Genomic DNA, 21447 nt, shown 5'->3' with positions numbered 1-21447 from the left:
ACCATCAGGATTTACTCAGTTTCTCTGATTTTTCCATGCATTTTGCCATCGCCTCAATGACCGCCGAGCGGAACCCGCGCTCTTCCAGCACCCGCACCGCTTCGATGGTGGTACCGCCCGGAGAGCAGACCATATCTTTCAGTTCACCAGGGTGTTTGCCGGTCTCCAGCACCATTTTGGCTGAGCCCATAACGGCCTGCGCGGCGAACTTATACGCCTGCGCACGCGGCATACCGCCAAGCACAGCGGCATCGGCCATCGCTTCCAAAAACATAAAGACATATGCAGGAGCAGAACCACTGACACCGACCACCGGATGGATCATCGATTCGGCAATCACCTCCGCTTCACCGAAGCAGCGGAAGATGTTCAGCACATCGGCCACTTCTTCTGTGGTCACCAGCGCGTTAGGCGTTACGGAGGTCATGCCGGCGTTGACCAGCGAAGGGGTGTTAGGCATCGCGCGGACGATTTTACGGTCGTGGCCCAGCGCGCGCGCCAGCTGATCGAGCGTGACGCCAGCGGCAATCGACACGACCAGCGTCTCTTTGTTCAGGCTGGAGGTGATATCGCTCAGCACTTTGATCATGATGTTTGGCTTGACGGCACCAAAGACGATATCGGCGACCTGGGCCACTTCCTGCGCGCTTTCGGCGGCGTTGATCCCGTACTGATCGCGCAATGCGGCAACCTTGTCCGGTGACGGGGTATAGACCCAAATCTGACCCGGCAGAACCTGCCCGCTGGCGATCAGACCGCCCAGGATGGCTTTGCCCATGTTACCGCAGCCGATAAACCCGATTTTCTTGTCCATCACGATTCTCCGTCATTATGCGTTGTTTTCTCTGATTGATAGCTTAACAACGAAATGCAGGCGACAATAGTCGGCAGAATCATTATGGGGAGACAATATGGCGATTTGGGTTGATGCGGACGCGTGTCCGAATGTGATTAAAGAGATTTTGTTTCGCGCCGCCGAGCGCGTCCAGATGCCGATGACGCTGGTGGCGAACCAGAATATTCGCGTGCCACCTTCGCGGTTCATCCGCTCTTTGCGCGTTCCGGCCGGGTTCGACGTGGCGGATAACGAAATTGTGCGCCTGTGTAGCGCGGAAGATCTGGTGATCACGGCGGATATTCCGCTGGCCGCTGAAGTGCTGGAAAAAGGGGCGGCGGCGCTCAACCCGCGCGGTGAACGTTACTCGCCTTCGACCATTCGCGAGAAGCTCACCATGCGCGACTTTATGGATACGATGCGGGCCAGCGGCGTGCAGACCGGCGGGCCGGACAGCCTGTCCCAGCGCGACCGTCAGCAGTTCGCTGCCGAACTGGATAAATGGCTGCTGGAAGTGAAGCGCCGCACTGCGTAATGATAATTATTGTCAATTTGTGGTACAGTGTGGCCTCCACAGGGTTGTCATCCCGTACCGCTTTGCAGTAAAGTAATCGCAACATCTTCTGCAATTATTTCTTTACACTCTTCAGCCATCCGGCATCAAGGGGAACACCTGGCTATGACCCAACCCATCTTTTTAGTTGGCCCCCGCGGCTGTGGGAAAACCACCGTTGGCCTGGAGCTGGCACGCGTGTGTCATCGCCAGTTTGTTGACACCGACCACTGGCTGCAAACCGAGGCCGGAAAAACCATCGCCGACATTGTTGAGCAGGAAGGTTGGGAGAGCTTTCGCGCACGCGAAACGGCCGCGCTGAAAGCGGTCACCACACCCTCAGCCGTGATTGCGACAGGCGGAGGCATTGTGCTGGCAGAGTGTAATCGTCACTTTATGCGCGAAAAGGGGATTGTTATCTATCTCAGCGCGCCGGTGTCGGCTCTGGTAGGGCGTCTGGAGGCATTTCCGGAAGAGGGGCAACGCCCTGCGCTGACCTCCAGGCCGCTCAACGAAGAGGTGAGTGAAGTGCTGGCCGAACGTGATGCATTATACCGCGAAGCGGCTCACCACGTGGTGGATGCATCAGCGTCTCCCGAAGACGTTGTGATTCAGATTATTACCGCCCTGCGTTTGGCTTGTGCAAGCTAACCGGCGTCTATACTTATAGCTCAGACATAAAAAAAGGATGAGCTATGCCAACCAGACCCCCCTATCCCCGTGAAGCGCGCATTGTTACCGTCGAAAAAGGCCATACGGGTCATACCGTGACCTGGTATCAGCTGCGTGCCGATCACCCTAAACCGGACTCGCTGATCAGTGAACACGAGACTGAACAGGAAGCGCTGGATGCGAAGCGGCGCTACGAAGATCCCGATATAACCTGACCGTTTTCCTAAACGCTCCAATATCGTGCCTGAATCACACTTTTTACTCATCGAGAAAGTTAAGCAGGAGTTAATATTTAGTTATTACAAGTAACTCCGGTATCGGCAGGCGATCTTTACATTTCGATGTCGGGATCACCTGCTACGCTTGGTGCTGTTTTGTTGAAAAAATGAGCTGCGCAGCGTAGTAAGCCTGTACCTGTGTGCACGATGTTGGAGTAATGGAAGGCGATAAAGATGAAGGCAACGTTGGCGATCCTCACCATTGGTGTGGTCCCTGTAAGCGAAGTGTTACCGCTCTTAACCGAGCATGTATCTGAACAACAGATAACGCATCTCAGCCTGCTGGGGAAGATGAGTCGGGAAGAGGTCATGGAAGACTACGCTGTAGAGGCGGGGGAGGATCCCCTGGCGACGTTATTAAGCGACGGTAAACTGGCGCATGTATCACGCCAGAAAATCGAACGCTCGCTGCAGGGCGTAATAGAAGTACTCGATAATCAAGGTTATGACGTTATTTTGCTGATGAGTACCGCACCCATTAAGGGGCTCACGGCGCGCAATGCAATTTTGCTGGAGCCGATGCGGATCATTCCGCCGCTGGTTGCCTCCATCGTCGATGGTCATCAGGTGGGGGTGATTGTTCCTATCGAGGAGCTCATGGACAACCAGGAGGCAAAATGGCACGTGCTTGAAAAAGTGCCCTTGTATGCGCTGGCAAATCCGTTCTGGGACAGTGAGGCCAAACTCATTGCTGCCGGGAAGGAGCTGCTGGAGAGAGGGGCAGATGTGTTGATCCTGGACTGCCTGGGCTTCCACCAGCACCATCGTGATTTGCTGCAAAAAGCGCTGGATGTGCCCGTACTGTTATCCAACGTTCTGATGGCGCGCCTGGCCTCGGAACTCCTGATGTAATGATTTTGCGTGACAGGTGATGAGCATGGCCCCTATAGTGAATTTTTATCTAAAAATATAAGGGCTAGTTCATGCTTCAGAGTAACGAATACTTTTCCGGTAAAGTGAAATCCATTGGTTTTACCAGCAGCAGCACTGGCCGCGCCAGTGTCGGCGTGATGGCTGAAGGGGAATACACCTTTGGCACAGCGGAAGCTGAAGAAATGACGGTGGTCAGCGGCGCGCTGAACGTCTTACTGCCGGGTGAAACGGAATGGAAAGTTTACGCTGCCGGACAAGCTTTCAACGTTCCTGGCCACAGCGAATTCCATTTGCAGGTTGCTGAACCTACCTCTTATCTGTGCCGCTACCTGAAATAATCTTCTTCCCTCTCCCCGTTGGGGAGAGGGTCAGGGTGAGGGGAAATTATCTCTGCGCTTCGCCGCCGAGACCTTCCACCAGATTCTGAATCAACGCAGCCAGCTCTCCGGTCATCAGGATGAAGTCCGCGTCAAAGCGCTGAGCGTAGTCTTCCCTGTCGATATCTTCGTTCTGATCGCGCAGCTCGTCGCAGAACTTCAGACGTTTCACGGAGCCGTCGTCGCACATCACGAACTGAATGCGCTGCTGCCAGTCGAGCGCCAGTTTGGTGACCACTTTGCCCGCTTCGATGTGTACCGCGATCTCGTCGCTCACCAGATCCTGTTTTTTCGCACGGATCACGCCGCCATCTTCCAGCAACGCTTTCAGTTCGGCCTCATCAAGGATCTGGAAACCTTGTGCCGCAGCACCGCTGCGTACCCATTCGGTCAGCGTCAACTCGATTGGCGTTTCCAGTGCCAGCGGAACGACCGGTAAAGAGCCGATACTTTTGCGCAGCAGGGCAAGCGTATCTTCCGCTTTTTTTGCACTGGCGCAGTCCACCATGATCAGCCCGTTAACGGTATCGATCCACATCATGGTCTGGCTAAAGCGGCTGAAGGCGCGCGGCAGCAGGGAATGCAGAACTTCGTCTTTCAGCGAATCTTTTTCGGTTTTTTTCAGCTTGCGACCCTGCTCGGCTTCCAGCTTGAAAATTTTCGCTTCGAGCGCCTGCTTAACTACCGGCGTGGGCAGTATTTTCTCTTCTTTGCGGGCGCAGACGATGATTTGACCCGTGCTACTGGCGTGGGTCAGTGCATCGCTTTGTGAACCCATTGGAGGAACCCAACCGGTTTTTGCCATATCCTGGCTACCGCATGGGGAAAAGGTATAAGCGGCTAACTGTTTTTCCATCTCTTCTGCACGCAGCGAAACGTCGCGGCTGAGACGGTAAACCATCAAATTTTTGAACCACAGCATGATAATTTCCACGGCCTTGTCGTTAAATCAGCGGGCATGATAACGAATTGTCGCATCGCTTGCATTGCTAATCGGGAAGCGTGCTTCTACTCTGTTGATAATCAAAATAATGAGGAGAGTCTTGTGCGTATTGGGATTGATTTGGGCGGCACCAAAACAGAAGTCATCGCGCTGAGCGAGCAGGGGCAACAGCTGTTCCGCCATCGTCTGCCGACGCCGCGCGATGATTATCACCAGACTATCGAGACGATTGCCAGGCTGGTTGAGATGGCAGAGCAGGCGACAGGGCAAACCGGCAGCGTCGGGATGGGGATCCCGGGGTCGATCTCGCCATATACCGGGGTGGTTAAAAACGCCAACTCGACCTGGCTCAACGGTCAGCCTTTTGATAAAGATTTAAGCGCGCGCCTGAACCGGGAAGTGCGTCTGGCCAACGATGCCAACTGCCTGGCGGTCTCTGAAGCCATCGATGGCGCAGCCGCCGGCGCCCAGACCGTGTTTGCCGTTATCATCGGTACCGGCTGCGGCGCGGGCGTGGCGTTCGGCGGGCGCGCCCATATCGGCGGTAACGGTACCGCGGGCGAGTGGGGACATAACCCGCTGCCGTGGATGGATGAGGATGAGCTTAAATACCGCGCTGAAGTGCCGTGCTACTGCGGAAAACAAGGCTGTATTGAGACGTTTATCTCCGGCACCGGTTTTGCGACCGATTACCACCGCTTGAGCGGCCAGCCGCTCAAGGGCAACAAGATCATACGGCTGGTCGAGGAGCAGGATCCGGTGGCCGAGCTGGCCCTGAGCCGCTACGAAATGCGGCTGGCGAAATCTCTGGCACACGTGGTGAATATTCTCGATCCAGACGTGATTGTGCTGGGCGGCGGCATGAGCAACGTCGACCGGCTGTATGCCACAGTGCCGACCCTGGTGAAACAGTGGGTCTTCGGCGGCGAGTGTGAAACCCCGATCCGCAAAGCCGTCCACGGTGACTCCAGCGGCGTGCGCGGCGCGGCGTGGCTGTGGCCAGTAAATTCGTAGGCCCGGTAAGCGAAGCGCCACCGGGCGAATTCAGGCATCCGCAATAAAAAAGCCGGGTGGCGGCTACGCCTTACCCGGCCTACAGAATGGAGTGGCCTTTACTGCACGGCAAACTCCCTGTCCAGCCTGCTATACCCCAGCCCGTTAATTTTCTTCACTTTGATCTGCACTGGAATGCGCTCTTTCATCGCCTCAACGTGGCTGATCACACCGATGGTTTTTCCGGTGGCGTTCAGCGCGTCGAGCGCATCCAGCGCGGTATCCAGCGTTTCACTGTCGAGCGTGCCGAACCCTTCATCCAGGAACAGGGAATCAATCCGCGTCTTATGACTCACCAGATCGGAAAGGGCCAGCGCCAGCGCCAGACTGACCAGGAAGCTCTCGCCGCCCGAGAGCGTACGGGTATCGCGAACTGCATCTGCCTGCCAGGTATCGACCACTTCCAGCTCCAGCGCGTCGCTGGCCTTACGCTGCAACAGATAGCGCCCGTGCAGACGGTTAAGCTGCTGGTTGGCGAGCCAGACAAGATTGTCCAGCGTCAGCCCCTGAGCGAACTTACGGAACTTGTCACCGGTGCTGGATCCGATAAGCGCGTTCAGATACCCCCAGTCGTCTGCCTGACGTGCGGCTTCTTCAATTTGCTGCATCAACGCCATCTGGTGCTGTCGGTTATCGCTGTCCTGCTTAAGCTGCTGACGGATCTCGCCCTGATGCGTGGTGTTCTCCCGAAGCTGTTGCGCCAGCAGTTGCAGCTGGATTTGCAGTGTGGCGGCGTCGGCGTCGAGTCCTTCCGGACGCAGCGCCAGATGAGAGTGCAGCTGTTGGTTAGCTTGTCCACACAGAGTCGCGGCCTGCTGTAACTGGTTTTCCAGCGACTGTTTCAGCTGTTCGAGGTGGCGAATGGTGCCATCATCCAGCAGAGCGGCAAGAAACGCGTCCCGATCGGCAAAACAGCTTGCTGAGAGCGCCGTGGTGAATTGCGTCTGTGACTGCAGCAGGCGCTCTCGCTCCAGCGCTTCCTGTTGCTGCTGGGCGCTAAGCTGGCTTTGCAGCGACACGCATTCGTCGTGGATGTCGCGCCAGTCATCAGGAATAGCCGGTTCGACTTCTTCACCGTCCGTTACCGGAAGCGCGTCAAGCAGCGGCTTCAGGGTGTTCATACGTTCCTGAAGCACGCCGTGCTGCGTTTGCTTCTCCTGCCACTGCGCGAATTCGGCTTCACGGGCGTGTAGCCAGGCGGCTTCATTGCCGTCTTCAGGTACGTTAAGCGTTAGCGAGAGCAGGGTGTGTTCCAGCGCCTGGCGCGTGGTCGTCAGCTGCTGCTGATACTGTCGTTCCTGCACTTCCTGCTCGTTCAGCTGATTTTGCAGGGTCAGACGCTGGCTGAGCTGATAAAGCTGGCGCTCATAATGTTCCTGCTCGTTCATCCATGGCGCGATATCATCCTGAATAGTCAACGCGACATTCAGGGACGTGCAGGTTTCCAGCCACTCTTTAGTGAGTGCTTGCTCTTCCTGAGCCAGGGTCTGCGCTTCGTCTGTCTCACGCTGGATCTGCTGGGTGAGGGCGTTGACCTGTCCCAGCACCAGCAGGCCTTCCTCTTTGAGTGAGGCGACCTCTTTCTCCAGGGCATCACGGCGGCGCTGATTATCCGTCAGTTCAAGCGACTGGTATGTCTCCACAGCGGGGTGCTCGCTGGAACCGCACAGCGGACAGGGTTTGCCTGCCTCAAGCTGGGAACGAAAGCTTTCCAGGTCTTTAATCGTCGCTTCACGTTCGCAGAGGGTCTTCAGGTCCAGATAGTGCTGGTGTTTCTCTTTGTACTGCTGGCGGCGCAGCGTCAGCGTTTCGTTGAGTTTATTTTGATCGGCCTGGGCCTTCTGAACACTTTCACCGCTCTGGCGCAGGCGCTTTTGCAACGGCTGATAGCGGGCATGCAGCGACGTTAGCCGCTGGCGCAGCGTGCGTGACCGGGACTGCTGCTCCATGGCGACGCTGACCTCATCCGCCGTCAGCGCCAGCGCATTTTCCGGCATCTCAGCCAGCTTGTTACGTAATTCACTCATCCTCGCAGAAAGCGAGGCTAACTGCGTTTTATCGCGGTTTAGCTGTGAGAACTGCGCGCGCCAGCCGGCAATCTCCTGACCCAACAGACGATAACGCTCGTGCTCCGCCAGCCACTGCGCCAGCGCGGTCAGTTCGGTCTGAAGCTGCTCGTGGTTACGCAGGGCGGTGTTGCGGATCCGCGCGCGCAGCGCGGTTTTAGCTTGTAAGCGAGTATTTACTTCGATAATTCGCTGCTGTGTCTGCGTCAGGCGCGCGGTTTGCTCCTGCTGATGCTCCCAAAGCGGCCGAAGCTGGGCGGCGGGCTGAGCAAGCTGAAGTTTTGCCAGTTCAGGTGCTGCGTCCGTCAGCGCCTGTTGCGCCTGCTGTTGCATCGTGGTGACGCGCTGTTGCTCGCGCACAAGCTCATCATGGCGCGTAAGCCACTGAAAATCTTTCTGTTGGCTTTGCTGCTGTTCCAGCAGGGTTTTCTCTTCGTCAGTAAGTGCCTGCAAACTTTGCTGTAACTGCTGCTGTTGCTCTTCGCTCAACAGCACGACGCCCGCAGCCTGCGCCTCGCACTTTTCAAGCACGCTGCGGGCGGCCTTGTGTTTCTCAAATACCATGGCGGAAATCTGGCCGTAGATCTCGGTGCCGGTCAGCTCTTCCAGCAGTTCTGCACGATCGCTCGGTTTGGCATTGAGGAAGGCGGCAAATTGTCCCTGAGAGAGCAGCATGGAGCGGGTAAAACGGCCATAGTCCAGCCCGGTGAGCGCGGCGGTTTGCTCCAGTTTATCCGTCACTTTATCGGCCAGAATTTTGCCATCTTCGCAGCGCGCCAGCTCCACGCGCGGTGCCTGCAGGTTCCCGTCAGGCTGATTACGCGCGCGGTTCTGGCTCCAGAAGGCGCGATAGGCAGTTCCTTTCACTTCAAACTCCACTTCGGCCAGACACTCAGCGGTGTCGCGCGTCATCAGGTCGTTTTGCGCCTGAGAAACCTTCTGCAGGCGTGGGGTTTCGTGATAAAGCGCCAGACAGATGGCGTCGAGCAGGGTGGTTTTGCCTGCTCCCGTCGCGCCGGTAATGGCAAACAGCCCGTTGCTGGCAAAGGGCTCAGCGGTAAAGTCAATTTTCCACTCGCCCTTGAGGGAGTTAAGATTTTTCAGGCGCAGGCTCAAAATTTTCATGCGTTTTCATCCTCATCATTGAGCGCATGCAGGGTATGAGTGAACAGCTCGCTAAGCCTTATGCGCTTCGCGTCGTCTATCTCCTCCTGCGAGAGCCTGCGTTCAAACACTTCTTCTACCCTCAGCTCGCTGAGGGTTTCGCGCTGGGCGCTGAGCAGAATTTTCTCGCGCTGCTCGCGGCTGCGGCGTACCAGTAACACTTCAACCGGCAAGTCTTCGGTCAGCGCCTGGATTTTTCGCTGCATATCATGCAGGTATTCATCGGTGGTAATTTCGATATCCAGCCAGACGGGAGGATTAAGCGCCGCGCCGCGCCACTGCTCAAGCTGGGCGGTAATGGCGTCGAGATCGCCTTTTAGCACCGCCAACGGCTGGGTGACCGGCACCTCCAGCGTCTCCACGGCGCTGAGTTTGCCCTCGGTGAAGCTCACCAGATGCACGGATTTGGCTTTGCCCGTTTCATCGAAGCTGAGCGAAAGCGGCGATCCGCAGTAGCGGATGTGCTCACAGCCGCCGATAACCTGCGCGCGGTGGATATGCCCGAGTGCAATATAGTCTGCAGGCGGGAAGTTTTGCGCCGGAAAGGCGTCCAGCGTGCCGATATAGATGTCGCGGACGGCGTCACTTTTACTGGCTCCGACGGTGGTGAGGTGCCCGGTCGCAATCACCGGAATCGGCTGGTCGCCGCGCAGAGCACAAGCTTCGGCGTACTGCTGGTGATAATAGTCGGTGATGGCCTGTAACAGATGTTGCTGCTTTTCTGCACCCGACAGCCCCGCCTGGCTTTGCACGATGTCCCGCGGACGTAAAAACGGTATGGGACACAGCACGGCCCCCGGCGTACCGTCGCGTTTTTTCAGGATCTGCGGGGCGTGCCCGGCGCTGGCGACCACGGTGGTATTGAGAAATGCCAGGATGTCGCGGGATTCATTGAGCGTCGCGACGGAATCATGGTTGCCGGCGACAATCACCAGATGGCAGCCGGTTTGCTGCAAATTCACCACGAAGCGGTTATACAGTTCACGCGCATAGCTGGGGGGAGAGCCGGTATCAAAAATGTCACCCGCCACAATAATCGCGTCCACCTCGTGCGTCTGGGCCGTTTCCAGCAGCCAGCTCAGGAACGCTTCATGTTCAGCCGCACGGCTTTTGCTGTAAAAATTTTGACCCAGATGCCAGTCCGAGGTGTGAAGTATGCGCATAGCTGATCCGTGGCAAAAAAGAGAAAGCAGGATTATAAACCTTCAGCGACGGGAAAATAACCGCTGTAATAAAACAACAGTTTGCCCGCGAACGTGGTACTGTTTTTCATAAATCTGTCATAAATCTGACGCATAATGGCGCCGAATTACAAACTTGTAACTTAAATAAGATAAGACAGGGCAAAGTATGGCGAGACGTATTCTGGTCGTAGAAGATGAAGCTCCAATTCGTGAAATGGTGTGCTTCGTGCTCGAGCAAAATGGCTTCCAGCCGGTTGAAGCGGAAGATTATGACAGCGCAGTGAACCAGCTAAATGAACCCTGGCCCGATCTGATTCTGCTGGACTGGATGTTGCCTGGCGGTTCCGGACTGCAGTTTATCAAACACCTGAAGCGTGAAGCGCTGACCCGCGACATACCGGTGGTGATGCTCACGGCGCGCGGAGAGGAAGAGGATCGCGTCCGCGGTCTGGAGACCGGCGCGGATGATTACATTACCAAACCTTTTTCACCGAAAGAGCTGGTGGCCCGCATTAAAGCCGTGATGCGCCGTATTTCGCCGATGGCGGTGGAAGAGGTGATAGAGATGCAGGGACTCAGCCTTGACCCCACCTCACACCGCGTGATGACCGGTGAAAATCCCCTCGACATGGGGCCTACCGAATTTAAACTCCTGCACTTCTTTATGACCCACCCGGAGCGCGTTTACAGCCGCGAGCAGTTGCTGAATAACGTCTGGGGAACTAACGTGTATGTCGAAGACCGGACGGTTGACGTCCATATCCGCCGCCTGCGAAAAGCGCTGGAACTGAGCGGCCACGATCGCATGGTGCAGACGGTCCGCGGCACGGGTTATCGTTTTTCTACCCGTTTCTGAATAATGACAGGAGTGTGACGCGTGCTGGAACGTCTGTCATGGAAAAGGCTCGTCTTTGAACTGATCTTATGTTGTATTCCGGCCTTCATTCTGGGGGCCTTTCTTGGATACCTGCCGTGGTTTCTGCTGGCGTCGGTCACCGGGCTGCTGATCTGGCATTTCTGGAACCTGCTGCGCCTCTCCTGGTGGCTGTGGGTTGACCGAAGCATGACGCCGCCGCCGGGAAGCGGCAGCTGGGAGCCGCTGCTGTACGGTCTGCATCAGATGCAGATGCGTAATAAAAAGCGCCGCCGTGAGCTGGGAAGCCTGATTAAGCGTTTTCGCAGCGGCGCGGAATCGCTGCCGGATGCCGTCATTCTCACCACCGAAGAAGGGACCATCTTCTGGTGTAACGGCCTTGCGCAACAGCTGCTGGGCCTGCGCTGGCCGGACGATAATGGCCAGAATATCCTCAACCTTCTGCGTTATCCCGAGTTCACGCTGTATCTGAAAAAGCGTGATTTTACCCGTCCGCACAATCTGAAGATCAACAATGGTCGCCATCTGGAAATCCGCGTGATGCCCTACAGCGATAAGCAGTGGCTGATGGTGGCGCGCGATGTCACCCAGATGCACCAGCTGGAAGGGGCGCGTCGCAACTTCTTCGCGAACGTCAGCCACGAATTACGTACGCCGTTGACCGTGCTTCAGGGTTACCTGGAGATGATGCAGGAGCAAACGCTTGAAGGTGCGCCGCGTGAAAAAGCGCTGCACACCATGCGCGAGCAAACGCACCGGATGGAAGGGCTGGTGAAGCAGCTGCTGACGCTCTCGAAGATTGAAGCGGCACCAACGCTTGCGCTGAATGACACCATCGATGTGCCGATGATGCTGCGGGTGGTGGAGCGTGAAGCGCAGACGTTAAGCCACAAAAAGCATCACCTGACCTTTGAGGTCGACAGCACGCTGAAGGTGCTGGGTAGTGAAGATGAACTGCGCAGCGCCATCTCCAACCTGGTGTATAACGCGGTGAACCATACGCCGGAAGGGACGGACATCGTGGTGCGCTGGCACCATACCCCAACGGGAGCCGAGTTTAGCGTGGAGGACAACGGGCCGGGGATCGCCCCGGAGCATATTCCGCGCCTCACCGAGCGTTTCTACCGTGTGGATAAAGCACGATCGCGACAGACAGGAGGAAGCGGCCTGGGGCTGGCGATTGTTAAACACGCGGTGAATCACCATGAAAGCCGTCTCGATATCCAGAGTACGCTGGGTAAAGGAACCCGCTTCAGCTTCGTGATCCCGGAACGATTAATTGCCAAAAAGATCGCCTGACAGCAGGTGTGTCATTTTACCTTTCCACGGGTCAGCGTCTGCTGGCCCGTTTGCTTTGCAGTCAAGCGAAACGCGGATGAATTTTATACGGCTGACTGTTTTTTGTTCGCATGATTAGCCATGGGTTTTTCTTATAAATAGCGTATTGTGCTGGCGTGTATTTTCATGCTGGCATATTGTTCTGGTTTTACGATCCCACCTTGCCTTTAAACGTTATAAGCGTTTAAATTGCGCCCCAGATACTGTCAGACCGACTGTATTTGCGTGGTAAATCGAAAAACTATTCTTCTCCACGCCAGGACGGGAGCATTTCCCGCTGAAATTGAGCAAATTTTCGGCTGTATCGTCCCGTCAGGGGAATCGGAAATCTCAATGTTTTCAACACCACATCCACAGGCAGTAAGGTTTTATGACCCATCACTTAAAATCGCGTGACATCATCGCGCTGGGCTTTATGACATTTGCGCTGTTCGTTGGCGCAGGCAACATCATTTTCCCTCCAATGGTTGGCTTACAGGCAGGTGAACACGTCTGGACCGCCGCGTTTGGTTTCCTGATTACTGCCGTGGGTCTACCGGTACTGACCGTCGTCGCGTTGGCGAAAGTCGGCGGCGGCGTGGATAGCCTCAGCACCCCGATTGGCAAAGTGGCTGGCGTTCTGCTGGCAACCGTCTGCTATCTGGCCGTTGGCCCGCTGTTTGCGACCCCGCGTACGGCGACCGTTTCCTTCGAAGTGGGTATTGCTCCCCTGACCGGTGACGGCGCAATGCCGCTGTTTATCTACAGCCTGATTTACTTCGCGATTGTGATTCTGGTTTCCCTCTATCCGGGCAAACTGCTGGATACCGTGGGCAACTTCCTGGCTCCGCTGAAAATTGTGGCGCTGATTGTTCTGGCGGTAGCGGCCATTGTCTGGCCTGCAGGCCCGATCAGCGACGCGATGGACGCCTATAAAAACGCCGCGTTCTCTAACGGCTTTGTGAACGGCTATCTGACGATGGATACGCTGGGCGCCATGGTGTTTGGTATCGTTATCGTTAACGCCGCGCGTTCCCGCGGTGTGACTGAAGCGCGCCTGCTGACCCGCTATACCATCTGGGCTGGCCTGATGGCCGGTGTGGGCCTGACGCTGCTGTATCTGGCGCTGTTCCGCCTGGGCTCCGATAGCGCCATGCTGGTTGATCAGAACGCGAATGGTGCGGCTATCCTGCACGCCTACGTTCAGCACACCTTCGGTGGTGCGGGCAGTATGCTGTTGGCGGCGCTCATTTTCCTGGCATGTCTGGTGACCGCAGTGGGCCTGACCTGCGCTTGTGCAGAGTTCTTTGCGCAGTATCTGCCGCTCTCTTACCGCACGCTGGTGTTTATCCTCGGTATCTTCTCCATGGCGGTATCCAACCTCGGTTTGAGCCACCTGATTCAGGTCTCTATTCCGGTGCTGACGGCGATTTATCCGCCGTGTATCGTGCTGGTGGTACTGAGCTTCACTCGCCCGTGGTGGAACAATGCCTCACGAATTATTGCGCCAGCCATGTTTATCAGCCTGATTTTTGGTATCCTTGACGGCATTAAAGCATCAGCATTCGCAGGAATACTGCCTGCATGGACACAGCGTCTGCCGCTGTCCGAGCAGGGTCTGGCCTGGCTGATGCCTACCGTTGTTGCACTGGTTCTGGCCATTATCTGGGACCGTGCTGCAGGGCGTCAGGTCGCATCAAACGCCCATTAATCAACGGCAACAAACTGTTTAACCACGGGGCTTAAGGCCCCGTGGTTTTTTGTTTTTTTCGTGTTGAATGGCAAGATTTAAATGGAAAGCACTAACAAACTCAAACGTGGGCTCAGCACGCGCCACATCCGCTTTATGGCGCTGGGCTCTGCTATTGGAACCGGTCTTTTTTATGGCTCGGCAGATGCCATCAAAATGGCCGGCCCAAGCGTTCTGCTGGCTTACATCATCGGCGGCGTGGCGGCGTATATCATCATGCGCGCCCTCGGTGAAATGTCTGTTCACAACCCGTCAGCCAGCTCATTCTCCCGCTACGCGCAGGAAAACCTTGGCCCGCTGGCCGGGTTTATCACCGGCTGGACCTACTGCTTCGAAATCCTGATTGTGGCGATTGCCGACGTAACGGCGTTTGGCATCTACATGGGCGTCTGGTTCCCGGCGGTGCCGCACTGGATTTGGGTCCTTAGCGTGGTGCTGATCATTTGCGCCGTCAACCTGATGAGCGTGAAGGTGTTTGGCGAGCTGGAATTCTGGTTCTCCTTCTTCAAGGTCGCCACCATCATCATCATGATTGTGGCCGGTTTCGGCATCATCATCTGGGGAATAGGCAACGGCGGGCAGCCGACCGGCATCCATAATCTCTGGAGCAACGGTGGCTTCTTTAGTAACGGCTGGCTCGGCATGGTCATGTCGCTACAGATGGTGATGTTTGCCTACGGCGGTATCGAGATTATTGGTATCACGGCCGGTGAAGCGAAAGATCCGGAGAAATCCATTCCGCGCGCCATCAACTCGGTGCCGATGCGTATTCTGGTGTTCTACGTGGGTACGCTGTTCGTGATTATGTCCATTTACCCGTGGAACCAGGTGGGTACCAACGGCAGCCCGTTTGTACTGACCTTCCAGCATATGGGCATTGCGTTTGCTGCCAGTATTCTGAACTTTGTGGTGCTGACCGCGTCGCTCTCTGCAATCAACAGTGACGTCTTTGGCGTGGGTCGTATGCTGCACGGCATGGCGGAGCAGGGCAGTGCGCCGAAGGTGTTCGCCAAAACTTCACGTCGCGGTACGCCATGGGTGACGGTTGTGGTGATGACCGTTGCGCTGCTGTTCTCGGTTTACCTGAACTACATCATGCCGGAGAACGTCTTCCTGGTGATTGCGTCTCTGGCGACCTTCGCAACCGTCTGGGTGTGGATCATGATCCTGCTGTCGCAGATTGCGTTCCGCCGCCGTCTGTCACCGGATGAGGCGAAAGCGCTGAAGTTTAAAGTACCGGGCGGCGTCGCAACCACCGTCGTCGGGCTGATCTTCCTGGTGTTCATTATTGCCCTGATTGGCTACCACCCGGATACCCGTATTTCCCTGTACGTTGGCTGTGCGTGGATCGTGCTGTTGCTGGTGGGCTGGATGTTTAAATGCCGCCGTGACCGTCAGCTGGTGGAAGCACAGTAAGGTAAAAATGCCGGGTGGCGCTGCGCTTACCCGGCCTACACTTCCTTTTGCCCCGGAAAAAAATCTCCTCCTCCTTTCTCCTCCCCCAATAATCCCGATCGTGATGAGCTATCCTTAACCACCCTGTGGCAAGGTGACGTCAATTTCATCAAAGGGGATTCGTGATGTTAAACGCCTGGCACCTACCGGTTGCCCCATTTGTTAAGCAAAACAAAGACAACCTTGTGATTACGCTCTGGCTGGCGGGGGAAAACCAGCCTGAACGCGTGACGCTCCGCGCCGAAATAGATAACGAAGAGACCGCGCTGAAAATGCACAAGCAGCGCAGCCAGCCGCAGCCGGGGATCACGGCGTGGCGAGCGAATATCGACCTGAGTAGCGGACAGCCTCGCCGCCGGTACAGCTTCAAACTGCTGTGGAATAACCGCCAGCTGTGGTTTACCCCGCAGGGGTTTAGCCGTTTCCCGCCCGCACGGCTGGAGCAGTTTGCCGTTGATTACCCGGATAACGGCCCGCAGTGGGTTAACGATCAGGTCTTTTACCAAATCTTCCCGGACCGCTTTGCCCGCAGCCAGAAGCGGACTGCCGAACAGGATAAGGTCTATTACCACCACGCCGCTGGCCACGACATTATTCTGAAAGAGTGGGATGAACCGCTAACCGCGCAGGCTGGCGGCTCGACGTTTTACGGCGGCGATCTGGACGGCATTAGCGAGAAGCTCCCGTATCTGAAAAAACTGGGCGTGACGGCGCTGTATCTCAACCCGGTGTTTAAAGCCCCGAGCGTGCACAAATACGATACCGAAGATTATCGCCACGTTGACGCGCAGTTTGGCGGTGACGAGGCGCTGTTGCGCCTGCGTAAGAACACCCAAAAAGAAGGCATGCGCCTCATTCTGGACGGCGTGTTCAACCATAGCGGAGATTCGCACGCCTGGTTTGACCGTCATAACCAGTCGATGGGTGGGGCATGCCATAACCCGGGCTCGCCGCAGCGCGACTGGTATAGCTTTAACGAGGAGGGCCGAGCGCTGGACTGGCTGGGCTATGCGAGCCTGCCGAAGCTGGATTTCCAGTCGCCAACGCTGGTGGATGAAATTTATGGTGGCGAAAACAGCATCGTGCGGCACTGGCTGAGCGAGCCGTGGAATATGGACGGCTGGCGTCTGGACGTGGTGCATATGCTGGGGGAAGCGGGCGGCGCGCGGAATAATCTTCAGCACGTCGCCGGGATTACGCGCTCGGCGAAAGCGGCCCAGCCAGAGGCGTTTGTGTTTGGCGAGCACTTTGGCGACGCGCGCCAGTGGCTGCAGAACGATGCGGAAGATGCGGCGATGAATTATCGCGGCTTTACCTTCCCGCTATGGGGATTCCTCGCCAATACCGATATCTCCTACGATCCGAATCATATTGACGCGGAAACCTGCATGGCGTGGATGGAGAACTACCGCGCCGGCCTGTCGCATCAGCAGCAGCTGCGGATGTTTAACCAGCTCGACAGCCACGATACCGCGCGCTTTAAATCCCTGCTCGGCAAGGATGTCGCGCGCCTGCCGCTGGCGGTCACCTGGCTCTTCACCTGGCCGGGCGTACCGTGCATTTACTATGGAGACGAAGTGGGGCTGGACGGGAACAACGATCCGTTCTGCCGCAAAACCTTCCCGTGGGCGCCAGAGAAGCAGGACAAGGCGCTGTTCAGCCTGTATCAGCGGCTGGCGAAACTGCGTAAACAGAGTCTCGCCCTGCACTACGGCGGCTGCCAGGTGGTGTACGCCCACGATAACGTGGTGGTCTTTGTCCGTGTTTATAATCAGCAGCGCGTGCTGGTGGCGATTAACCGGGGTGAGGCCTGCGAAGTGGTGCTGGAAGATTCACCGCTGCTGGCGGGGAAAACGTGGAAGAGCAAAGAGGGAAAAGCGACGTTCCAGGACGGCGTGCTCACGCTTCCGGCAATCTCCGCTGCGGTCTGGTTCGCCAGTTAATCGCGGGCGGAAGGGTTTTCACCTTTTAAGATGGCGCAAATGCAACTATTTGTGTCAATCTTAACGGATCGTTTACGGTGAAGGTGGAAACATGGACGAGCTTTACATCCTTGGCTGTTTGTTCCTGGTTTTTGCACTGGGGGTTGCGCCGGTGCTTGCGGTTATCGGCTTTAATCGAAGCACGGCGGCGAGACAGGAGATCGCCCGGCTTCGCCAGCGCATTGAGGCACTCGAGCAGCGCGGCGTGGCGGAGAACGCACCGGGGCCTGAACAGGCCGCTGCGCCGGAGGTAGCGCCCGAGCCCGTGGTTGAGGACGCGCCCGCGCCTGTCGACCCCTGGCGCCCCGAGATTCCCGCTGCCGCGACAAAACCCGCTCCTGCTCCTGCGCCCGCGGCAAAACAGCCTTCCGCCTTTGGCGGCATACTGACGTCGCTGGTGCGCTGGTTCATGCAGGGCAATCCGCTGGCGAAGCTTGGGATCCTGCTGCTTTTCCTCGGGCTCTCTTTCCTGCTGCGCTATACCGTCGAACACTCCCTGTTCCCGCTTGAGCTTCGCCTTGCCGCGACGGCGCTGTTTGCTATGGTTTTGCTGGCCCTCGGGTGGCGGCTGCGGCACAAACAGCGTGTCTATTCGCTGATTCTCCAGGGTGGGGCGACAGGCATCCTCTATCTGACCGTCTTTGGTGCCTTCCGGCTCTGGCAGATGTTGCCGATGACGCTGGCCTTTGCGCTGCTGGTGGTCATTTGTGCGGCGAGCGTCGGGCTGGCGGTGCTGCAGAGGGCGCTGAGCCTTGCCATGCTGGCGAGCCTCGGCGGGTATCTTGCGCCGCTGCTCTTGTCTACCGGGGGCGGCAGCTTTGTGGCGCTGTTCTCTTTCTATCTCCTGCTTTCCATCGGCATTCTCGCGATTAGCATCTGGCAGCACTGGCGCGAGCTGAATCTGCTTGGACTGCTGTTTACGTTCGGCGTCGGCGGTCTGTGGGGGCTGAACGACTACCGGCCTGAAGACTATTGGGTTTGCCAGCTGTTTTTGATTGCTAATACGCTGATATTCGGCGTGCTGAGCGTGGCGCTGTCGCTGCGGGCGCAGGAGAAAGGGAAGCAGATTATTGACGGCGTACTGCTGTTTGCCCCGCCGCTGATAGGCTTCGGGATGCAGTACGGCATGACCCGGCACTGGGAATATGGCCCGGCGCTGAGCGCCCTCGGATATGGCGCATTTTATCTTACCCTCGCGTTCCTTGCGCTGCGGCGCTATCCCTCTATCGGACGACCGCTGGTCATGGCGGCGCTGGCCATCGGCGGCGGGTTCGCCACGCTCGCCATTCCGCTGGCGCTGTCGGCGCGCTGGACGGCGATGGCCTGGGCGCTGGAAGGGCTGGGTATCCTCTGGCTGGGCGTGCAGCAGAACCAGCGTCGCATGAGCTATAGCGGGACGGCGCTGCTGGTGCTGGCGCTCGGCAGCGCGCTGTGGGCGCAAACGAACGGCGTGACGTCGCTGAGCCTGCTGCTGATCTTCACTATCCTCAGCCTTTCCTGGCTGAGTGCGGCCTGGCTGTGGCGGACTCTCTTTATGCCGGTCAGTTGGGCGCTGCTGGCCGGTGGGCTGCTGTTCTGGCTCGTGGCGCTCTTGGGCGCATCGGGGCTGGTGATGACGCAGGAATTACCGATTCTGGCGGGCGTGCTGGCGATGACGGCGGCGTCGGTCTGGGGCTGGCGGCAGGTGGCTGCTCGTCTGGCGTGGCGGGAGCTGGATGCCAGCAAATGGCTGCTGTGGCCGGTTATGCTGCTGATGGTGGGGTATCAGCTCTGGCACCAGCAGATCTTTGCCGCTGGCTGGTCAAATCTCGCCTGGTGCGTTGCACTTCCTGCCGCACTGATGCTGCTGCGACGTGACGGTGAAAGACTCCTGCCGCGCATCGCGATGGGACTGCATCTGTCGCTGTTATGGATGATTTTACTGGCGCTAGCCGCCGAGCTTTACTGGTTTGCCCGGTCGTTGCCGTGGGGCATGGCGGCCTGGGGCAGCGGATTAGCGATGGCAGCAGGCGGCGGTTTGATTATGGCGCTCTCTGCAGCGGTACGGCGTCGCGGATGGCCGTTCCGGGAATGGCCCGCGCTTTACGCCTGCCTGGCTCCGATCCCTGTTGTCGCGGCGCTGCTGGTGTTGCTGGTCGTGACCAATTTCCAGGACGGTGTGGTCTATCGCCAGACATGGCTACCGCTGGTGAACCCGCTTGAGGAAGGTGCCGCGTTCGCGTTACTGGGGCTGGTGATCTTTTATCAGGCAGTGGAGCGCTACTACCCCGCGTTGCTTTCGCAAGCCCGCCCGTGGCCCGGCGTCGCGATTATGGCGTTTGGCTTCTGGTGGCTTAACGGTGCGCTAATGCGCGCCCTGGCCTGGTATGGCGACGTGGCCTGGAATATGGAATCGTTGTGGGATTCGCGGCTTGTCCAGACCTGTTTTGCCCTGTTCTGGATGTTGAGCGCGCTGGTGGTCATGATCCATGCCACCCGCCGGGTTTCCCGGCAGGAGTGGCTCTGCGGCGCTGCGCTGCTGGGTGTGGTAATGGTTAAACTGATGCTGGTAGACAGCGCGGGCGGAGGCGGTCTGTCGCGTGCGGTGGCGTTTATCGGCGTGGCGATACTGGTACTGATCGTGGGGTATTTCTCACCGCTACCGCCCAAAACAGGAGATGAAAAATGAAATGGATGAAAGCGGTAGCGTATACCGCGCTGCTGGCGCTTTCCGGCCCGGCGTTCTGCGACGAGGTACAAACGGAATCGCCCCGGGACTATGCCTTTGGCCGTTCACTGGATACGTCTGTTCCTTCCCAGTGGTATCGGGTGATGCTGCCGCTCGCCGTCTATGAGCAGAGCACGTCACCGGATCTGCATGATGTCCGCGTTTTTAACCAGTCGGGCGAGCCGGTTCCCTTCAGCCTGATCGCCGCTACGCGTCCGCAGCCGTCAGTGCAATCTACAGCACTTCGCCTCTTTCCTCTGGACGCCTCGCCGCTTGCGTCTTCGCGAAACGGCGGTGATAGCGATAAAATTCTGCTCCGTTCCGGAAACGGCGTGGAGATTGTGCTCGAGGGGCAAAAAGCCGCCGCAGCCGGGCAACATTATCTGCTGACCTTGCCGGAGCAGGCTACGGGGGAGATGTCCATATCCCAGCTGCAGCTGCTCTGGAATACCCCTCAGACGCCGTGGCAGGGAACGGCGTCGGTCTATTACAGCGAGGATCTTAAGCGCTGGTATACCCTGCGCGAGGATATGCCGCTGCTGGACGTCGTCAGCGGTCAGGATCGTCTTAAGCTCGATCGGATCGATACCGATACTGTTTTATCTCCCGATGCGAATCGCTATCTCATGGTAGTGCTGAATACGCAAAACCAGGGGTTAACCTTGACTGGCGTAAACGCAATTAGCGCACCTGAGCAGGCGGCCCCGGAAGAGATTAACCTTGAGGGGGAAGGGGAGCCGCTATCGGCAAGTGAAGCGCAGTGGCGGTGGGCACGACCGCAACCGCTAAGTGCTGTCAGCATCTCACTGAATGGCGATGGCGTCCTTCCCGTGGAGATAGCGTGGCGGAGTTCGGAAAAAGACACATGGCACCCGCTGAAAAAAGAGGTTCTGTACCGTCTGGAGGGAAAAACGTCCCTACCGGTTTCGCTTAACGGGGGCCTGGTCCAGGCGGTGAAAATCACGGCGCTGAATGCGCGTTTGCCAGAATACCTGCCGAGCGTCACGGGGCATCGCGACCGCTATGACCTGGTGTTCAACGCGCAGGGGAAAGCACCGTACGTGCTCGCCTGGGGCAACGGGGCCGCAAAGCCTGCAAACGTGGAGCCCGGCATGCTGATCCCTGCCGACCTGCGAAAAACCTATGATATGGCGAACCTGCCGCAGGCTGACATTCAGGATAATATCGCGTTAGGCGGTGAGGAGCGTCTGACCGCTACCTCTGCGGCCGAGCGGGAGAGCAGGATGAACACGCTGCTGGTGTGGGGCGTGCTGATCGCAGGGGTGATTCTGCTGGCGGGTATGGCCTGGCGCATCTGGCGGGAGACGCAGCGTAAGGCATAAAAAAAAAGGCCCGCATAAGCG

Annotated in this window: 17 protein-coding genes; 13 read left to right on the top strand and 4 right to left on the bottom strand. The window is 57.5% G+C overall.

Annotated elements, in window-relative coordinates:
• Positions 1-4: 4 nt before the first annotated feature.
• A complete protein-coding gene (gene proC, locus PYW49_RS08730) occupies positions 5-814 on the bottom strand; it encodes a pyrroline-5-carboxylate reductase (RefSeq protein WP_024906789.1) in 810 nt (269 codons plus the stop codon).
• Positions 815-911: 97 nt separating this feature from the next.
• Between proC and PYW49_RS08725 the strand changes: the two genes are divergently transcribed.
• From PYW49_RS08725 to ppnP, 5 genes are all read left to right on the top strand, one after another.
• Positions 912-1370, top strand: a complete 459-nt coding sequence (locus tag PYW49_RS08725) for a YaiI/YqxD family protein (protein WP_047347309.1) — start codon at positions 912-914, stop codon at positions 1368-1370.
• A gap of 144 nt (positions 1371-1514) precedes the next feature.
• Entirely contained in the window at positions 1515-2039 is a 525-nt protein-coding gene (gene aroL / locus PYW49_RS08720) for a shikimate kinase AroL (protein WP_008503273.1), read from the top strand.
• Between the two features lie 44 nt (positions 2040-2083).
• Entirely contained in the window at positions 2084-2275 is a 192-nt protein-coding gene (yaiA, locus tag PYW49_RS08715) for a protein YaiA (RefSeq protein ID WP_023334675.1), read from the top strand.
• Between the two features lie 237 nt (positions 2276-2512).
• The gene (locus tag PYW49_RS08710; protein ID WP_008503271.1) at positions 2513-3190 is read left to right on the top strand and encodes an AroM family protein; all 678 of its coding nucleotides are present in this window, start codon (positions 2513-2515) and stop codon (positions 3188-3190) included.
• A 71-nt stretch (positions 3191-3261) separates the two neighbouring features.
• Positions 3262-3549: a pyrimidine/purine nucleoside phosphorylase gene (ppnP, locus tag PYW49_RS08705; protein WP_025756214.1), complete on the top strand. Its 288-nt coding sequence runs from the start codon at positions 3262-3264 to the stop codon at positions 3547-3549.
• A gap of 46 nt (positions 3550-3595) precedes the next feature.
• Here ppnP and rdgC read toward each other — a convergent pair whose 3' ends face one another.
• Positions 3596-4510 (bottom strand): recombination-associated protein RdgC, encoded by a 915-nt coding sequence (rdgC, locus tag PYW49_RS08700; RefSeq protein WP_023310540.1) that lies wholly within the window; start codon positions 4508-4510, stop codon positions 3596-3598.
• Between the two features lie 123 nt (positions 4511-4633).
• On the opposite strand from rdgC, the gene mak reads away from it, so the two are divergent.
• Complete coding sequence (gene mak / locus PYW49_RS08695) at positions 4634-5545, top strand: fructokinase (RefSeq protein WP_320386240.1); 912 nt, start codon at positions 4634-4636, stop codon at positions 5543-5545.
• Between the two features lie 98 nt (positions 5546-5643).
• On the opposite strand, the gene sbcC is transcribed toward mak, so the two are convergent.
• Both sbcC and sbcD read right to left on the bottom strand, forming a co-directional pair.
• Positions 5644-8775 (bottom strand): exonuclease subunit SbcC, encoded by a 3132-nt coding sequence (gene sbcC, locus PYW49_RS08690; RefSeq protein ID WP_320386239.1) that lies wholly within the window; start codon positions 8773-8775, stop codon positions 5644-5646.
• Positions 8772-9977, bottom strand: a complete 1206-nt coding sequence (gene sbcD, locus PYW49_RS08685; RefSeq protein WP_320386238.1) for an exonuclease subunit SbcD — start codon at positions 9975-9977, stop codon at positions 8772-8774. Before sbcD ends, sbcC begins: the two co-directional genes overlap by 4 nt.
• 187 nt (positions 9978-10164) lie before the next feature.
• Here sbcD and phoB point away from each other — a divergent pair, with 187 nt between their 5' ends.
• The 7 genes from phoB to PYW49_RS08650 all read left to right on the top strand — a co-directional run bounded on the left by phoB (position 10165) and on the right by PYW49_RS08650 (position 21426).
• Entirely contained in the window at positions 10165-10854 is a 690-nt protein-coding gene (phoB, locus tag PYW49_RS08680) for a phosphate response regulator transcription factor PhoB (RefSeq protein ID WP_008503265.1), read from the top strand.
• 21 nt (positions 10855-10875) lie between these two features.
• Positions 10876-12171: a phosphate regulon sensor histidine kinase PhoR gene (gene phoR, locus PYW49_RS08675; RefSeq protein WP_320386237.1), complete on the top strand. Its 1296-nt coding sequence runs from the start codon at positions 10876-10878 to the stop codon at positions 12169-12171.
• A gap of 409 nt (positions 12172-12580) precedes the next feature.
• Positions 12581-13900: a branched-chain amino acid transporter carrier protein BrnQ gene (gene brnQ, locus PYW49_RS08670; protein ID WP_134348646.1), complete on the top strand. Its 1320-nt coding sequence runs from the start codon at positions 12581-12583 to the stop codon at positions 13898-13900.
• A gap of 81 nt (positions 13901-13981) precedes the next feature.
• Positions 13982-15355, top strand: a complete 1374-nt coding sequence (proY, locus tag PYW49_RS08665) for a proline-specific permease ProY (RefSeq protein ID WP_320386236.1) — start codon at positions 13982-13984, stop codon at positions 15353-15355.
• A gap of 164 nt (positions 15356-15519) precedes the next feature.
• A complete protein-coding gene (gene malZ, locus PYW49_RS08660; protein WP_320386235.1) occupies positions 15520-17337 on the top strand; it encodes a maltodextrin glucosidase in 1818 nt (605 codons plus the stop codon).
• Positions 17338-17428: 91 nt separating this feature from the next.
• The gene (locus PYW49_RS08655) at positions 17429-20044 is read left to right on the top strand and encodes a DUF2339 domain-containing protein (protein WP_320386234.1); all 2616 of its coding nucleotides are present in this window, start codon (positions 17429-17431) and stop codon (positions 20042-20044) included.
• On the top strand, positions 20041-21426 hold the full coding sequence (locus tag PYW49_RS08650) for a DUF3999 domain-containing protein (protein WP_320386233.1): 1386 nt from the start codon (positions 20041-20043) through the stop codon (positions 21424-21426). The genes PYW49_RS08655 and PYW49_RS08650 overlap by 4 nt, the downstream gene beginning before the upstream one ends.
• Positions 21427-21447: the final 21 nt, after the last annotated feature.

This window comes from Enterobacter chinensis (assembly GCF_034008295.1).
GTDB lineage: Bacteria > Pseudomonadota > Gammaproteobacteria > Enterobacterales > Enterobacteriaceae > Enterobacter > Enterobacter chinensis.
This window is presented reverse-complemented; position numbering and strand designations above follow the sequence as displayed.

Coding starts and splice junctions, on each gene's coding strand:
- proC (WP_024906789.1), bottom strand. CDS start 814: ATGGACAAGAAAATCGGGTTTATCGGCTGCGGTAACATGGGCAAAGCC.
- PYW49_RS08725 (WP_047347309.1), top strand. CDS start 912: ATGGCGATTTGGGTTGATGCGGACGCGTGTCCGAATGTGATTAAAGAG.
- aroL (WP_008503273.1), top strand. CDS start 1,515: ATGACCCAACCCATCTTTTTAGTTGGCCCCCGCGGCTGTGGGAAAACC.
- yaiA (WP_023334675.1), top strand. CDS start 2,084: ATGCCAACCAGACCCCCCTATCCCCGTGAAGCGCGCATTGTTACCGTC.
- PYW49_RS08710 (WP_008503271.1), top strand. CDS start 2,513: ATGAAGGCAACGTTGGCGATCCTCACCATTGGTGTGGTCCCTGTAAGC.
- ppnP (WP_025756214.1), top strand. CDS start 3,262: ATGCTTCAGAGTAACGAATACTTTTCCGGTAAAGTGAAATCCATTGGT.
- rdgC (WP_023310540.1), bottom strand. CDS start 4,510: ATGCTGTGGTTCAAAAATTTGATGGTTTACCGTCTCAGCCGCGACGTT.
- sbcC (WP_320386239.1), bottom strand. CDS start 8,775: ATGAAAATTTTGAGCCTGCGCCTGAAAAATCTTAACTCCCTCAAGGGC.
- sbcD (WP_320386238.1), bottom strand. CDS start 9,977: ATGCGCATACTTCACACCTCGGACTGGCATCTGGGTCAAAATTTTTAC.
- phoB (WP_008503265.1), top strand. CDS start 10,165: ATGGCGAGACGTATTCTGGTCGTAGAAGATGAAGCTCCAATTCGTGAA.
- brnQ (WP_134348646.1), top strand. CDS start 12,581: ATGACCCATCACTTAAAATCGCGTGACATCATCGCGCTGGGCTTTATG.
- proY (WP_320386236.1), top strand. CDS start 13,982: ATGGAAAGCACTAACAAACTCAAACGTGGGCTCAGCACGCGCCACATC.
- malZ (WP_320386235.1), top strand. CDS start 15,520: ATGTTAAACGCCTGGCACCTACCGGTTGCCCCATTTGTTAAGCAAAAC.
- PYW49_RS08655 (WP_320386234.1), top strand. CDS start 17,429: ATGGACGAGCTTTACATCCTTGGCTGTTTGTTCCTGGTTTTTGCACTG.
- PYW49_RS08650 (WP_320386233.1), top strand. CDS start 20,041: ATGAAATGGATGAAAGCGGTAGCGTATACCGCGCTGCTGGCGCTTTCC.